14 protein-coding genes are annotated in these 13,917 nt (G+C 38.4%); 7 read left to right on the top strand and 7 right to left on the bottom strand.

What is annotated here, in order from left to right; genetic code table 11:
- Window positions 1-52: 52 nt before the first annotated feature.
- The 6 genes from mobQ to DWX28_RS14880 all read right to left on the bottom strand — a co-directional run bounded on the left by mobQ (window position 53) and on the right by DWX28_RS14880 (window position 5,191).
- Window positions 53-1,762: a MobQ family relaxase gene (gene mobQ / locus DWX28_RS14905; protein WP_118253487.1), complete on the bottom strand. Its 1,710-nt coding sequence runs from the start codon at window positions 1,760-1,762 to the stop codon at window positions 53-55.
- 137 nt (window positions 1,763-1,899) lie between these two features.
- Window positions 1,900-2,121, bottom strand: coding sequence for a DUF3847 domain-containing protein (locus tag DWX28_RS14900; RefSeq protein WP_118253485.1), 222 nt, complete (start codon window positions 2,119-2,121; stop codon window positions 1,900-1,902).
- Between the two features lie 170 nt (window positions 2,122-2,291).
- Window positions 2,292-3,149 (bottom strand): ATP-binding protein, encoded by an 858-nt coding sequence (locus DWX28_RS14895; protein WP_118253482.1) that lies wholly within the window; start codon window positions 3,147-3,149, stop codon window positions 2,292-2,294.
- On the bottom strand, window positions 3,146-3,862 hold the full coding sequence (locus tag DWX28_RS14890) for a replication initiator protein A (protein ID WP_118253479.1): 717 nt from the start codon (window positions 3,860-3,862) through the stop codon (window positions 3,146-3,148). Before DWX28_RS14890 ends, DWX28_RS14895 begins: the two co-directional genes overlap by 4 nt.
- A gap of 24 nt (window positions 3,863-3,886) precedes the next feature.
- Window positions 3,887-4,270 carry an adenylate cyclase gene (locus DWX28_RS14885; protein WP_118253476.1) on the bottom strand — a complete coding sequence of 128 codons (384 nt, stop codon included), beginning with the start codon at window positions 4,268-4,270 and terminating at the stop codon, window positions 3,887-3,889.
- Between the two features lie 3 nt (window positions 4,271-4,273).
- Window positions 4,274-5,191 (bottom strand): ParM/StbA family protein, encoded by a 918-nt coding sequence (locus DWX28_RS14880; RefSeq protein ID WP_118253473.1) that lies wholly within the window; start codon window positions 5,189-5,191, stop codon window positions 4,274-4,276.
- Between the two features lie 220 nt (window positions 5,192-5,411).
- Here DWX28_RS14880 and DWX28_RS14875 point away from each other — a divergent pair, with 220 nt between their 5' ends.
- The 5 genes from DWX28_RS14875 (at window position 5,412) to DWX28_RS14855 (ending at window position 9,968) form a co-directional block, all read left to right on the top strand.
- Window positions 5,412-6,086 (top strand): response regulator transcription factor, encoded by a 675-nt coding sequence (locus tag DWX28_RS14875; protein ID WP_014080778.1) that lies wholly within the window; start codon window positions 5,412-5,414, stop codon window positions 6,084-6,086.
- Window positions 6,074-7,252 (top strand): sensor histidine kinase, encoded by a 1,179-nt coding sequence (locus tag DWX28_RS14870; RefSeq protein WP_118253469.1) that lies wholly within the window; start codon window positions 6,074-6,076, stop codon window positions 7,250-7,252. Before DWX28_RS14875 ends, DWX28_RS14870 begins: the two co-directional genes overlap by 13 nt.
- Window positions 7,253-7,368: 116 nt before the next feature.
- Complete coding sequence (locus DWX28_RS14865) at window positions 7,369-8,439, top strand: ABC transporter permease (RefSeq protein ID WP_118253466.1); 1,071 nt, start codon at window positions 7,369-7,371, stop codon at window positions 8,437-8,439.
- Window positions 8,436-9,092: a transporter gene (locus DWX28_RS14860; RefSeq protein ID WP_243002443.1), complete on the top strand. Its 657-nt coding sequence runs from the start codon at window positions 8,436-8,438 to the stop codon at window positions 9,090-9,092. The genes DWX28_RS14865 and DWX28_RS14860 overlap by 4 nt, the downstream gene beginning before the upstream one ends.
- 3 nt (window positions 9,093-9,095) lie before the next feature.
- The gene (locus DWX28_RS14855) at window positions 9,096-9,968 is read left to right on the top strand and encodes an ATP-binding cassette domain-containing protein (protein ID WP_118253463.1); all 873 of its coding nucleotides are present in this window, start codon (window positions 9,096-9,098) and stop codon (window positions 9,966-9,968) included.
- A 37-nt stretch (window positions 9,969-10,005) separates the two neighbouring features.
- On the opposite strand, the gene DWX28_RS14850 is transcribed toward DWX28_RS14855, so the two are convergent.
- Window positions 10,006-12,252: a tetratricopeptide repeat protein gene (locus DWX28_RS14850; RefSeq protein ID WP_118253460.1), complete on the bottom strand. Its 2,247-nt coding sequence runs from the start codon at window positions 12,250-12,252 to the stop codon at window positions 10,006-10,008.
- 250 nt (window positions 12,253-12,502) lie between these two features.
- Here DWX28_RS14850 and DWX28_RS20290 point away from each other — a divergent pair, with 250 nt between their 5' ends.
- Window positions 12,503-12,628 carry a hypothetical protein gene (locus tag DWX28_RS20290; RefSeq protein WP_015540934.1) on the top strand — a complete coding sequence of 42 codons (126 nt, stop codon included), beginning with the start codon at window positions 12,503-12,505 and terminating at the stop codon, window positions 12,626-12,628.
- Between the two features lie 161 nt (window positions 12,629-12,789).
- Window positions 12,790-13,731 (top strand): Abi family protein, encoded by a 942-nt coding sequence (locus tag DWX28_RS14845; protein WP_015540935.1) that lies wholly within the window; start codon window positions 12,790-12,792, stop codon window positions 13,729-13,731.
- Window positions 13,732-13,917 lie beyond the last annotated feature (186 nt).

The following is a 13,917-nucleotide window of genomic DNA, read 5'->3' as shown; positions in this document are numbered from 1 at the left end:
ATATAAATTAGGCGTATGGATTTGCTGATCCATGCGCCTCTTTTTAAAGAAATTATAATTCTATATCATATGATTTTTTCTTAGTCCGAGCAGGCTGATTTTGTCGCATCTCCTGTTTCCTCTGATATTCAAGTTCCCATGCACGATGGGAGAAAACATCAGGATCCTCCACATTGAGATAATCCACCTCATCGGCTGCAATATCACGACGGTGATAGTCATAATATTTACCGAAAGTCCCCTTGAGCTGTTCAATCAGCTTATCCCGGAAATCAGGACGTATCTGGATTCTGGTATCCAGTAACTCGGTATATTGTTCTGGTTCAGGACGAAATTTTTCTTCCCGGAAAGCGGCGGCGTCTTTTTCAAGCTGTTTTTGGAGCGAGATGTCCTGAGAATCCAGGATATCAAGATTGTTATTCATCTGGTCATATTTCTTGGATAGATTTGTCATATCTTTATCGGTAGAGCATTGTGCCTGGAAGATTAGCTGCTCTTTCCTTGATTTCAGTTCTTCAATTTCTTCGGTAACAGTGGTAAGTTGCTGATTCAATTTTATATGCTGAATGGGATTCAAAATACTGGTTTTCTCTTTTTTTACATTCAGCTCTTTCCGTTCTGTAACTTTAGCTTTGAGTTTCTTTTTAACGTTGTTGTATTTATTCAGTATTGGATTAAAATGATTCATCCAGTCATGGATCACTTCTTTTTGCATCTCATTGTGGAGCAAATGATATTGTGTAAAAATCATGTGATTTCGGATTACTTCCAATGTTTCTGCAATTATCGGAACAGACTTTTCTACAGCTTCAGCCAGTTTTGCTACTTTTGCTTTTAATTCTCGGAGCATTTTGTTATCCGCACGAATCTGACGGTTGATTTCACAACGGTCTGCTATCATGTCATTCTTTTCCATATTCTGGGCAATATAGCCTTCGTGGATGGTCGGCTGTTCGGTGATTCCCTGATCTGCAAAGCTGCGGTGATCAATGGTAGCATTTATCTGATTACGTGCAAGCATTTTATTTACGGCATCTGCCCAGTTTGCCCGCCAGATGCAAAGTTGTTCATCACTGTTCCATTGTTCGGAAATAGGATTTTGTCTGCCGTAGCGGCTGCTCTTGGGGTGCTTATCAATCCGTTCATATCCTTTTTCCTGTGCGGAAGATGGAGTCAGATATTCTTTCTTTTTCCCAACTTTATAGCGATATTGCTTTTCCCATCCCTGTTTTTGAGCAGTTTTAAATTCAAAAGCAGTAAATCCTTTTTCTTCCCCATCTTTGATACAGAGATATTCTTTTTCGGTTTTATACTGCCATGTTCCATTTTCATTTAGTGGTCGGACAGTAAGAAGAATGTGTGCATGGGGATTGTGACCATCTGTATCGTGAATGGCAAAATCAGCACACATTCCCATATCTACAAAATTCTTTTTAATAAAATCCTGAAGAAGAGAAATATTGCTGTCTTTATCCAACTCAACGGGAAGTGCGACAACAAATTCCCTTGCCAGTCGGCTGTCTTTTGTCTTTTCAGCAGCTTCCACAGCATTCCAGAGTTGTTCACGGTCTTTCCATTCTGGTGGAGCCATCGGTGGGAGCAATACTTCCTGATAAATGAGACCATGCTTTCGGGTATAGTCATGCTGAATACCATCGTAATCATTGTACATCCGGCTACAGTTCATATAAGCAGAAGCAGCAACAGCAGACCGACCGGAACCACGACTGACGACTTTAGCTTGCATATGATAAATTGCCATATCTGGCACCTCCTTTCGATGTTGCCTGCAACAGCGGATAAAGCCCTCGGCAGAGCGCACGAGCCCCGAAGGGGATACCACTGCCTGATTTATCAGGTGGTGAGTAAGTGCGCCCTTCGGGAGTAGAACTTGTGCGTTTACATTCCCCGTAGCCGGATCATCAGCTCCCGTTTCAGGGAATCTAAATCCATTTCTTTAATATGGGGAACAATACTTTCCAGAATTGCTCCTTCCTGGACTAACCTGTGTGTTCTGGTATCACGTTCTTTTTTGCGATTTCTTGCTTCGGCTTCTTCCTGGCGGTGTCTTGCCTGTAAAAGTGCTTTTTCTTCCGGTGTCATAATTTTTTTATCTGCCATATCTGGCACCTCCTTTTTATGCCCGTATCCGGGCAATTTTGGTTTTAAAATCTTTTGATTTGGTACTATGGTTTTAAATAACTGACAGTGACATATTTCCGGTAATAAATGAGGAAAGAAAGTAGTACCACTGTCAGTGAAAAATAATCATTGTGTTATACTTTTTCGAGTCAATTCTGGTTCGGAGCATGATTGTTCAACAGGATTTTTTTCGCCTGTTTTAAATTAGCTGTTGCATTGTCCTGACGAATATTCCGGTTATTGATACGGACAGGAATACATCTCTCCAGAATACGGTCATAAATTCGTTTGTGTGCGATATCAGCGGCGTTATTCAGCTCTGATAAAGTGAGATTGGTCGTTATGATCAGAGGCTTTTTACTGCGGTAACGGCTGTCGATCACATTGAATACCTGTTCCAGTGCAAAGTCAGAGTTCCGCTCAATTCCGAGATCATCAATAATCAGAAGACTGTAGCGGTTTAAGCTGTTGATGAACTGGTTTCTGTCTTCAAAATGCATTCCGGTAAGGGTATTCAGAATCCGGGAAAAGTTGGTCATCAGTACAGGAACGCCTTTTTCCAGAAGGGCATTGGCAATGCAGCCTGCAAAAAAAGATTTTCCAGTACCGACATCACCCCAGATGAGAAGTCCGGAAGCGTTTGCTTTCATCTCTTCCCAGTTGCTTACATAATTGTGTGCCAGTTTTATTTCTGGATTGATGCCGTTATCTCTGGCAAAAGTGTAGTCATAGAGTGCTTTGTCCTGTAAGCCGTTGGTTTTAAGATGCTCTATTTCCATTTGTTTTTCATGAAGTTTTCTCTGGGCTTCTTCCTGCTCAAAGATTTCCTGCTGGCATTTACAGCGGATGGAAGGAATAAGAACCTTTCCCTGTAATTCAAGCCGGCATTGTCTTGGCGTATTGCATTTGGAACAGTAGATCAGGTGGTCTGTTTCGTTAAAATATTCATCAGGCTGAAGCTCTCTGTTTGGTGTTATAGCGGTTGCTTTTTCTGTAAATCTTGTCATAGTGTTTCGTATTCCTCACTTTCGTAATTTCTTTGCCGGGAAGCAGGATGATCCTGGCTTGCCCAGCTGATGATGGTAGCTGCATGGTTCTGGTATTGCTTTCCGGTAGAAGCCATATAACCGGATAAGCGTTCAATATAATCCTTCCAGTCAGGGATTGTCTGTCGGATATCTTCCAGCTCTTTTTCTGACAGAAAAACATTTTGAAATTTTCCATAGGGTGAGAGTGGCTCCTTACTCCCTCTTTTTTCTAAATTGTTCTTTTTTATCTCTTTCTTATTACCAGACAGTTTTCTGTCTGTATCAGGGAAAGAATCCTGTCTGTCAATAGGACAGTTTTCTGTCTGTCTTAGGGAAAGAAATCTGTCTGTATAGTGGATGGTTTCTTTTGGGAGTTTTACATAAATCCGATTGGGCTGTCCGGGTCCCTGCCGTTTTCGGAAGATAAGCTCCTGTTTTTCCAGTACTGCCAGAGCAGTTTTAACCGTCATCTGGCTTTTATGGAGAACTTCTGCCAGTGCTTCAATTGTAAAGTAAATGAACACATGACCATTGATATCTGACCAGCCCTCATTTTTTTGGGAAAGCCTTGCCCGGTCGAGCAGGATAATATAAAGCATTTTGGCAGTTTCGTTTATTTCCATGTCCAGAAGGAAACGGGGAAATATCATATAAGATGGCAGGTTGGTGTCTGCTGTCAGAAAGTCAGTCATGTGTTCACCTCCAATCAAAAGGGTTTATTCTCCAAGAAAATCCCAGTCTACATCACTAGCTGGCTGTGAATTTTCAGGTGTTGGAAAGGGCGCCCTGATTTGGGGCTCCCTTTGCACCATGCCTGCAGTCAGTCCGGAAAGAAAAAGTGGCAATGACTGTTTCAGGCTGTATTCCACTGCATCTACAATCTGCTTTACAAAAAGTTCTTCTCGTTCTCTTGTTTCCAGATAAGGATCAGCCTGTGTGCGATAGTAGCGGTCAAAATAATCTACCAGCGCAAGAGAGATTACCTGACTGTAAGATTTAAAATCCTGCCTGTCCATCGTCTGTAAATATTCCCAGGCTCTCCGTTGCTGTTCTTTGTCCAGATTAAAACGCAGGTTTGTGTTGCGGATATTGTTCTGCATGATTTATCCCCTCCTTTTCAGGCTCATATAAGCCAGAGATTCATAACCTTTGGCGGTGGCACAGATGTCATCAATGATAGTGACTCGTGATTTGTCATAAGTTCCGAAGTTACGGATCAGACATCCACCGCCGCCAACTACATACAGGCGCATTAGGTCAGGATTGTATTCATATTTGCGGAGTGTGGAAAAAAGTTCTGCCACATACTGTCTGGCAATAGAACTGATACAATCCAGATATGGTGCTGAAATGTCAGCTGTTCCAAACCGCAGAATCTGTTCTACTGTGGATTCTTCAATCTTCACTCCAAACTTGTCCAGAACAGCGTTCTTTGCAGCAATCATGCATTGGTTTACACCAAGTTTTTCTGTCCAGCATCGGCTTTCTTGAGCTTTCTTATTGTTGATATACAGAATGTTCATGGTTCCGTTTCCGATATCTGCAAGGAGATTAATTCCCTTGAAATTTCCAAGGTGGTTTACAATAGCTGGATATCCCTGTGGGTAAAGGCTACATCCCACAAAGTGGAGATGATATTCTTTGCCGTTGAAACGATAATGGACTTCTGGACTCTGGAGCAGATAGGAACGAAAAGCTTCTCTTTGATTTCTGATCCATGTCAGAGGAAGTCCGGCAGCCAGATGAACATCTGCTTCACGGATGGAAAAGACATTCAGTTCCCTTGTAATAGCCATTAGCGTCAGAAGATAATATTCTTCGTCCATAGCTTTATCCGGGATAAATTCTTTGTGTCCTTCGCCAATCCGGTAGTAAATGCCGTTATATTCCAGAATATTTCCGGTGAAGATTGGTTCTGTTTCATAGGCTTTGATTCCGGTTGGTGTGACTGTGTTTGCTGTTTTCATGTTGCCGTAGCCATGATCTACAGCGATGATTTTTGTGTTTCTGAGTTCTCGCATAAAAAATACCTCCGTTTTCGTATTGATTGATTCAGCAGGTCGTACCGGTGTGGTACTGCTCTGCTGTGAGATAAGCATACGAAGATCGGAGGAAAAAGGCATTGAGGGGAAATTGAGCAGGAATTGAGAAAAAAGATATATTGTGCTTACGTTCTTCATGTACTCTTGTTGTGATTTCATTGTTTTTTATCGTATAATATGGATACTGGAGGTGGTTTGGATGAAATACAAGATTTTAGTTGTCGATGATGATAAAGAATTGGTGAAAATGCTTTGTAGTTATTTTAATATGAAACAATATGAAACCATTACGGCTACAGATGGAATGGAAGCATTAAATAAAATAAAAATGAAACCGGATATTATTTTGTTGGATATCAATATGCCACGTATGGATGGGATTGAAGTATGTCGTCTGATACGCAGTAAAGTGTTATGTCCAATTTTATTTCTGACAGCAAGAGTTGACGAAGATGATAAAATTAATGGGTTGCTTTCAGGTGGGGATGACTATATTACGAAACCATTTAGTCTTCGGGAGTTGGAAGCGAGGATTGTCACAAACATAAAGAGAGAAGAAAGGCATCAACAAAAAACAGAATACCGCTTCATGGATGAAATGCTGATTGATTATTCTGAAAAAATAGTAGCTATAGCTGGACACAGGATGGAGTTCACAAAAATTGAATATCAGATTATTGAATTCTTATCCATGCATCCAGGGCAGGTGTTTGATAAAGAACGTATATATGCACAAGTCTGTGGATATGATGCGGAAGGGGACAGTAGAACGATAACGGAATTAGTACGGCGTATAAGGAAAAAAATAGCGGATTATTCAGAAAAAGAATACATAGAAACTGTATGGGGGATTGGATACCGATGGAAAAAATAAGAAACTTGTCACTGAAAAAAACAATTCTGCTTTATTTTGTGATCAGCTTAACGGCAGCATTTCTGTTATCTGGATTTACAGTTCATTTTGCAGGAAATATGCAGAATAAAATATGGGAAAAATATATTGATTATGCAGATTATACGGACGTATTTCAGCAATATGGAAAGAAATACGAGATTGAGATATCAAGACCTAATCAATCGCAGATGAATCGTTTGGACTATCATCTTTCGGAAATGTGTGACTTTATGGAAACATATTCGGTACTGATTTTTTCGATTGTTGGGAGTGTTGCTGCGGTATTCTTTTTTTATAAAAATAAGTTAAAGACACCTCTACAGGAACTAAAAGATGCCTCACAAATGATTGCAGATAATGAACTGGATTTTCATGTGTCCTATGAAAATAAAGATGAGATGGGAACTTTGTGTAAAGAATTTGAAATGATGCGAAGTGCTTTAGCAGATAACAACAGAAAGATGTGGCGAATGATTGATGACGAGAAGGCTTTGCGGAATGCAATTGCACATGATATACGTTCTCCACTTTCCATATTGCGAGGGTATCAGGAAATGCTCTTAGAGTTTATTTCTGCTGAGAGTATAAAAACAGAGGATATTATGGATATCTTGCAAACAGGCATGTATCAGATTGACCGAATAGAACATTTCACGGAAAACATGAGAAAAATGTCCCATTTAGAACAGAGGGAACTGCAATGTTCAGAGATAGTATTATCGGAGCTGGCAAAAAAGATTGAGACAGAAGCTGCCATGCTGTCCAAGAAGGAAAGTAAACTATGTAAGGTAGAAAGCGTACAGGAACAAAACGTTGTGAAAGTGGATGAGGAACTTGTCATGGAAGTGACAGACAACTTACTGGAAAATGCGGTTCGATATGCGCAAAAAAGTATTGCTCTGCAGATAAGGAAAAAAAATGGTTTTCTTATAATTTCTGTTGAAGATGATGGAATAGGTTTTGTGGATACTGAGGAAAAAGTAACAGAGCCGTTTTATCATAAGAATCCACAAGATGATTTAAAGCATTTTGGTCTTGGCATGTATATTTCTCGTATTTTCTGTGAAAAGCATGGAGGAAATTTGAAAATATATAATGCCAGACAGGGCGGTGCTCATGTAGAAGCTCTTTTCAAAGCTGAATAAAAATATGTTAGAAGGCTAAGATCATAAATAAAGTGGTTTTAGTCTTTTTTGTTGTGAATTTATTGAGAATTGATTTGTATGATGCTGTTAAAGAAATAAAGAAAGGAAGAGATACAATGAAAACAATCATAAAAAGAAGTATACTTGATTATTTAAAGAACCCTGTTTTGTGGATTGGCTTGATTATTATAGTCGCCAGTATATATCAATGTCTGTCACCGTATTTGCAAATTCATTATATCAAACCGAATGAACAGGTTACACAAAATGATGTAGCATTGGGAGATGCCGATGTCATGGATGGCTACATTCCCACATCTGATGATAAGGAAAGAAGAAGGGAGTGGGAAGATACGATCAGAGAGACTTTAATGGACACCTCCAAAAATGGTTTTGGATTTAGCAGGCAAGAAGCGGATGATGTAGTGAAAAAAATTCAGAATATGGATGTAAAGACTGCTTCTGAGTTTTTGGAATCCCAATATGGCTATTATAATGCAATATATGCTTATGAGGACCTTGAAATTCATAAGGGGACAGCAGAAGAAATCAATCATTATATCGAGCGGAAATTATCCGAACATTCTTTTTCCTGGTACTTTGCCAAAAAGTTCACGGATTTTGCAGGATTGCATATGGCCTTTTTTGCAACAGTCTTGCTATCATTTTTATTTATTCAGGATACACGAAAAAACACCTATGAATTATTACATACAAAGCCTGTTACGGCAATCCAATATATAGGCGGGAAAGTAATAAGCGGATTCTTTAGTATGTTGGGCGTATTAGTGATTTTGAATGTTATATTCTTTATGCTGTGTTTGAAAACGTCTTTAGAATCGGGCTTTCCAGTAACACCAATTGATTTTTGCGTGAATTCTCTGATCTATATTGTTCCGAATCTTTTGATGATATGTTGTGTCTATACAATTACAGCATTAATATTTAAAAATCCGCTTCCGGCAGCACCAATCTTGTTTTTACACATTATATATTCAAATATGCTGACCATGAAGAATGATATTTATTATATGAGACCGTTCTCTATTATGGTGCGATTCCCTGGCAGATTTTTTGAAACACATGTAGCCAAAATGTCAAACATAAATCAGATTATTCTTGTAATTTCATCAGTTATATTAGTATGTATTTCTGTTACAATCTGGAAAAGGAGGAGGGTTCATTGAAAACGGAACTAAAAAACTGCCTGTCGTTATATAAGATTTTTTATTCATGTGCATTTATACTGATATTGTGTGCTATTCATCCGATTATATACTATGAAGAAATCGGTTCAGCGATTCAGTCTCCAATAGCATTTTTAACAATTATTTTTTGTAGTGACACATATTTGATGGAAGTAAAAAGTAAGCGTGCCGATGTATTTCATTTGTATGATCAAAAAAAGCAGTTAAAAGTAATATCACAGAGAGTGTGCGTTCAAATATTATATTTATTAATACTTTCCTGTGTTGGATATGTTTTGTTTTTCTGGCAAAAACCGGGCAGTGTAAACGAAGGCGTTTCGGGCACTCAGATATTCCTTTTATTTTCCATTGCAATGTTCGGAACCATCTGGCTTTGGAGTATATGCTCTGTGATTTTGTGTACATTGCTTGGAAATATGTGGGCAGGTATAGGATGCTTATTTGGAATTGTCATTGGTCTTATATCGAAAGCGGGCAGTTCATTTTTCGGGAATCTGGGATTGTTTTCTTTCAGCTCTTGTGAACTTAATCAATTAATGTCCGAGAGTTGGATTTATGGAACGCTTGTGTCTTTTATAGTGGGTCTGCTTTTATTTGCAGTATTACCAATGGCTTTAAAGAAAAGGGGATAGATTATGAGTATTAGAATAAATGATTTAACAGTTAGATTTAAAAATGGTGTAGTTGCAGTAAATAAGGCATCTCTTGAAATACCTAAGGGAATTTACGGACTTTTGGGAGAGAATGGTGCTGGAAAAACCACTTTGATGAGGGTTCTTACAACTGTTTTAAAACAAACGGAAGGAATGGTTTCCCTTGATGGAATTCTGTATAACGAGGGAAATTATGAAAAAATACAGAAAAAGATTGGTTATCTTCCACAGGAAATCGACTTATATCCGAATCTTACGGTGAAAGAATGCCTTGTATATATGGGTGGACTATCAGGAGTATCCACAAATGACCTCAAACAAAGAATTACCTATTATTTGGAAAAGACTTCTCTTACAGAGCATCAGAATAAAAAAATGCGGCAATTATCTGGTGGTATGAAGAGACGTGTCGGACTCATACAGGCACTTCTTAATAATCCGGATTTTTTGATTATTGATGAACCTACCACCGGGTTAGATCCGGAAGAAAGAATCAGGATCCGCAATCTTTTGGTTGATTTTTCAAAGGATAGAACTGTGCTGTTTTCCACTCATGTAGTAGAAGATTTAGCAGCAACCTGTACACAGCTTGCCATTATGAAAAAGGGAAGTTTTTTATATTCCGGAAGCGTGAGTGGATTGCTGGAAAATGCAAAGGGCTGTGTTTGGAATTGTACGGTACAAAATGCAGAAGAAGCCCGTTTGTTAGAAGCCAATTATTCTATATCATCTAAGCAGTATGTAGAAAATGGAATTCATATGAAAGTATTAAGCAAAGGAAAGCCAAATGAGAATTGTGTCCCGGATAATGATATCACTTTGGAAGATGCGTATATTTATTTGACGAATAGTTGAATATAACGGCGGGCAAGTTGCCCGCCGTAAATTGTACTTATTTTGTTAAAAGACCGGATAGATTTTTTCCAATGCAAAATCCAATCTGTGGATATAACTCCTGAATTTCCTGATATTTTGCTTCAATCATTTCTGGTTCATCAGCCCAGATCTTTTCATATATTTTGAAAGCTCTTTTAAAATGTGTTTTGGTTTGCGGAAGATTGGCAGTCATCAGATAAATGGTTCCAAGGGTTTCCTGTACTTTGGCATAATCCAGACAGTCATCGGAATGGTATTCCTTGATGATGCCGGATAATTTTTGCAATTCGGAGATGCCTCTTTCAGGTTCCTGCTGTTCTGTCAGGAACATTGCATAATTGGCAATCTGAGGTATGCTGTCATTTATATGAAGCAGGTTAAATTGGTCAAGCAGTGAGATACTTTTTTCCATGTGTTCTCTTGCAAGATCGGGATGACCGTTCATGCGGTAAAGTCCACCGAGATTGGCATGAAGGTTGGAAACAAGGCGAGCATTGTCGGCAGTGATATTTTCTATCTGGGCAAGTGCATCCTTTTCCAGTTTTATTGCTTTTTCAGGTTTGGTTTCAAGAGTTGCCTGAAAATCTAGTAATAATGCCCGGTCAGAGTCGGTTCCAATGTTTTTTGTCTTTAACAGCCCCGTCAGTTCCTGAATGATTCCATTCATACCTTTGTGATAGTTATAGTTATCCATGTATGGAAATGCATTTTCCAGAAAAAGCAGATACTTTGGTATATCATCCTTTTCAATCAATACTATGATATTTCCGATTGTTTGAAATAGCTTTTTGTAATAATCTACTTCCATTCCATGCATTAAACATATTTTCTGTAAAGAATCCAGTAATATGTGGCAGCGAGTTACAGATGGTTTTGTCTCTGAAAGGGTGATTTCCTGAATCATCGGATGCAGAGAGATAGTGCGACGTGTTGTTGTCTGAACGAAACCAGTCTCAATTAAATTGTTGATTTCATTTAGTGTGGGCAGTTCCAGCCATTTGGCAAATATACGGGCAGAAATACCGGTGGAAGGAAGAAAGCACATATTACACATGATATCCTGCTGTTCAAGAGATAAAGTGTATAAAGAAAACAGCGTATGGATATGACTGTAATAGGTGGCTTTGCTGCTTTGTCCATCTTTGATTATTTTAATTTTATCTTCGTTATGGAAAGATGCTTTTTCCACCTGAAGTCTTGCTAATAACTGGTCTGGAGTTGAGATTCCATTTTCCAGAAGTTTTGCTGCCAGTTCCACGGCAAAAGTATGTGAGTGAACAGTTTCGATGATCTTTTCAACTGTTGCCCGGTACGTGTCTGCCTCTGAATAAAATACTGATGCCAGCTGGAAGAGAGCGTTCATATCCTCTATTTCTTTTAATGGCAGAGTACAGTATTCATCCAGTTTGCTTCTGGTTGTAAACAAAATCTGGCAGCGATATTTTAATACTACTGACAGAAAGCTGTCCTGTGTCGCAGTGACATTAAAATTATCTATGATAAGCAGAGTATCGGATTTCAGGGAACGCAGGAAACGGTTATGTCTTTGAAACCGTTCCTGTTCAGTGCTTTCCGGCAAATCGTCAATAAAATCCATGTCAGTAATATCCTGATGAAGATTGCCGGTATATTCTACATAAAGTATATTGGTGTATTGCTTTATGTACCGCTTTGCGTAGGCTTTGACAAGTTCACTTTTTCCGATTCCGGCGATTCCGCAAAGAAAAACATGACGGTTTTCCTCAAGCATGGTATATAATTCTTCCAGTTCTTTATCTCTTCCGATAAAATGACGGCATGGTTTCGGAACCTCACTATCCATAATATAATCCAGCACAATGGGGGATAAAGCCCCTCCGGCGAGTAGCTTCTGATTTTTGGTATTACGTTTGATGAATTGGCGTTCCATGCCAAAAGAAATCAGTTTTGCAAGAAACAGCAGTCTTGAACTGGCTGGTTTGTACAGAGAAGCCAGATTTTTCTTTTTTGCATCTGAGATGCTGTCATCCTGAATGAATAAAGTGTAAATATCTTGTATAGTCATATTACAGTCAGACATCAGTGGAAGAAGATTCTGGTGGATGGTATGGGCTAATTTTTCCTGATTGGATGTCTTGGAATAGTAAGCGGATATTTTAGGACTGATTTTAGCCTGACCAGTCATCCAGCGGCAAACCAGACCGTTGTCCATTGAAAAATCCTGATTTGCCGGATCATCCATAAAATCTTCAAATAATTCGTATAAAAAATCAGGCTGACTCATTTGATTACTTTCGCTGATATGATTTTTTAAGCAAGTGATAATAGAAGAAAAATCGCATCGATTCAATAGAAATTCCCCTTTCGTAGTTAAGATTGAGTATATCTATCATAACACGAACATATATTCGGTTCGAGAAAATGTGGATATTTTTAAAGTGATTGTGTCAATTTGCAATCAATTTCTATTCAATGTGGTTTTCCGGCAGGTTCTGTAAAATAAGCTCAGATCAAAACAATGACGGGAGGAGCTTATGCAACAGAATATTGAATTTGAGCGGTGCATTGATTTTCTGGTACGGATGATTGATAAGTACGGCGAAGAAGTCCTCCGGGAGTTGGAGGAAGAAAAACAGAATAAGGAAGAAAAAACAGCATAGAATACTTCTGAGCGGGTATGGCTAAGAATGTTTTGGCGTATTGACAGGACATTTAAAATGACGTATACTAAGCTCAGTGATCGTTCTGTAGAAACTTGCGAAGCCTACAGGCGGGGGAGAGCCTGCGGGTCTCTCCCTCTTTTGTTTTAAGGAGAAATGATATGCAGACACCGAAAAAATTCTCTTCTTTTAGTGACCAGGTTTCTTGGATCAGTGATGAAAAGGGAATAAAAATAAAAGACAGAGAATATGCGGAAGAGATGTTACGTCAAATAGGATATTTTCCTCTTATGGGAGGATATAAACATCTTTTTAGAATATCGAATACAAAGAAATATAAAGTAGGAACAAGTTTTGAAGAAATAGTCAGTCTGTATAAGTTTGATGCAGAGCTTAGAGAGTTGTTCTTTAAATATTTACTGCAGATTGAGCGACAGATGCGTTCTTTGATGTCATACTATTTTACTGAAATGTATGGAGCAGAGCAGAAGCAGTACCTGGATGCTAATAATTATAATAATACAAAAAGAAATCATGCAACAATCGTAAAGTTGATAGCGACCTTGAAACGGGCAACAACGACCACAGATTATACATATATCAACTATTACCGCAAGACATATGGTGAAATTCCATTATGGGTTTTGGCAAATGTACTTACGTTTGGAAACTTATCAAAAATGTTTCGAGTATTTCCTCAATCTTTAAAATCAAAAGTATCAAAAAACTTTGAACCTTTGAATCAGCATCAGATGGAGCAGTTTCTATCTGTTCTCACTAAGTATAGGAATGTATGTGCCCATGGGGAACGACTGTTTACATACAGAACAGTAGATGCTATTGCGGATACACCGCTTCATAAAAAACTTTCATTACCACAGAGCGGTAACCAGTATGAAAAAGGAAAACAGGATCTGTTTGCTGTGGTGATTGCTTTTAGATATCTATTACCTGGAAAAGATTTTCTGGAATTTAAAAGAAAGCTTATAAAAGAGATTGACCGAGTAAACAGAGAGGTAGAGCATATAAGCGAAACGGAATTATTGAATAAAATGGGTTTCCCGGAAAACTGGAAAAATATTACCAGATACCATTTAAAGTAAAGAAATATCCTCTAAGAGATAGTGAAATACCTATTGTCTTAGAGGATTTTTTTGTATTAATTATAGGATTGACAAAGAAATGAGTCAATAAGAAAATAAGTATTGAAAATAGTTGGAACAAGTACTGAAATAAAGTTGGGACAATAAAACGGAGTTATACTGCGAGGAAGATTATGAAGAATAAAA

The sequence above is a fragment of the Blautia sp. AF19-10LB genome (assembly GCF_003461245.1).
In the GTDB taxonomy this organism is placed as follows: domain Bacteria; phylum Bacillota; class Clostridia; order Lachnospirales; family Lachnospiraceae; genus Blautia_A; species Blautia_A intestinihominis.
The sequence above is the reverse complement of the archived record's forward strand: the minus strand, read 5'-3'. Positions and strand labels throughout refer to the sequence as shown.

Excerpts from the sequence above, each read along its gene's own strand:
- mobQ (WP_118253487.1), bottom strand. The coding sequence starts at position 1,762 with ATGGCAATTTATCATATGCAAGCTAAAGTCGTCAGTCGTGGTTCCGGT.
- DWX28_RS14900 (WP_118253485.1), bottom strand. The coding sequence starts at position 2,121 with ATGGCAGATAAAAAAATTATGACACCGGAAGAAAAAGCACTTTTACAG.
- DWX28_RS14895 (WP_118253482.1), bottom strand. The coding sequence starts at position 3,149 with ATGACAAGATTTACAGAAAAAGCAACCGCTATAACACCAAACAGAGAG.
- DWX28_RS14890 (WP_118253479.1), bottom strand. The coding sequence starts at position 3,862 with ATGACTGACTTTCTGACAGCAGACACCAACCTGCCATCTTATATGATA.
- DWX28_RS14885 (WP_118253476.1), bottom strand. The coding sequence starts at position 4,270 with ATGCAGAACAATATCCGCAACACAAACCTGCGTTTTAATCTGGACAAA.
- DWX28_RS14880 (WP_118253473.1), bottom strand. The coding sequence starts at position 5,191 with ATGCGAGAACTCAGAAACACAAAAATCATCGCTGTAGATCATGGCTAC.
- DWX28_RS14875 (WP_014080778.1), top strand. The coding sequence starts at position 5,412 with ATGAAATACAAGATTTTAGTTGTCGATGATGATAAAGAATTGGTGAAA.
- DWX28_RS14870 (WP_118253469.1), top strand. The coding sequence starts at position 6,074 with ATGGAAAAAATAAGAAACTTGTCACTGAAAAAAACAATTCTGCTTTAT.
- DWX28_RS14865 (WP_118253466.1), top strand. The coding sequence starts at position 7,369 with ATGAAAACAATCATAAAAAGAAGTATACTTGATTATTTAAAGAACCCT.
- DWX28_RS14855 (WP_118253463.1), top strand. The coding sequence starts at position 9,096 with ATGAGTATTAGAATAAATGATTTAACAGTTAGATTTAAAAATGGTGTA.
- DWX28_RS14850 (WP_118253460.1), bottom strand. The coding sequence starts at position 12,252 with ATGAGTCAGCCTGATTTTTTATACGAATTATTTGAAGATTTTATGGAT.
- DWX28_RS20290 (WP_015540934.1), top strand. The coding sequence starts at position 12,503 with ATGCAACAGAATATTGAATTTGAGCGGTGCATTGATTTTCTGGTACGG.
- DWX28_RS14845 (WP_015540935.1), top strand. The coding sequence starts at position 12,790 with ATGCAGACACCGAAAAAATTCTCTTCTTTTAGTGACCAGGTTTCTTGG.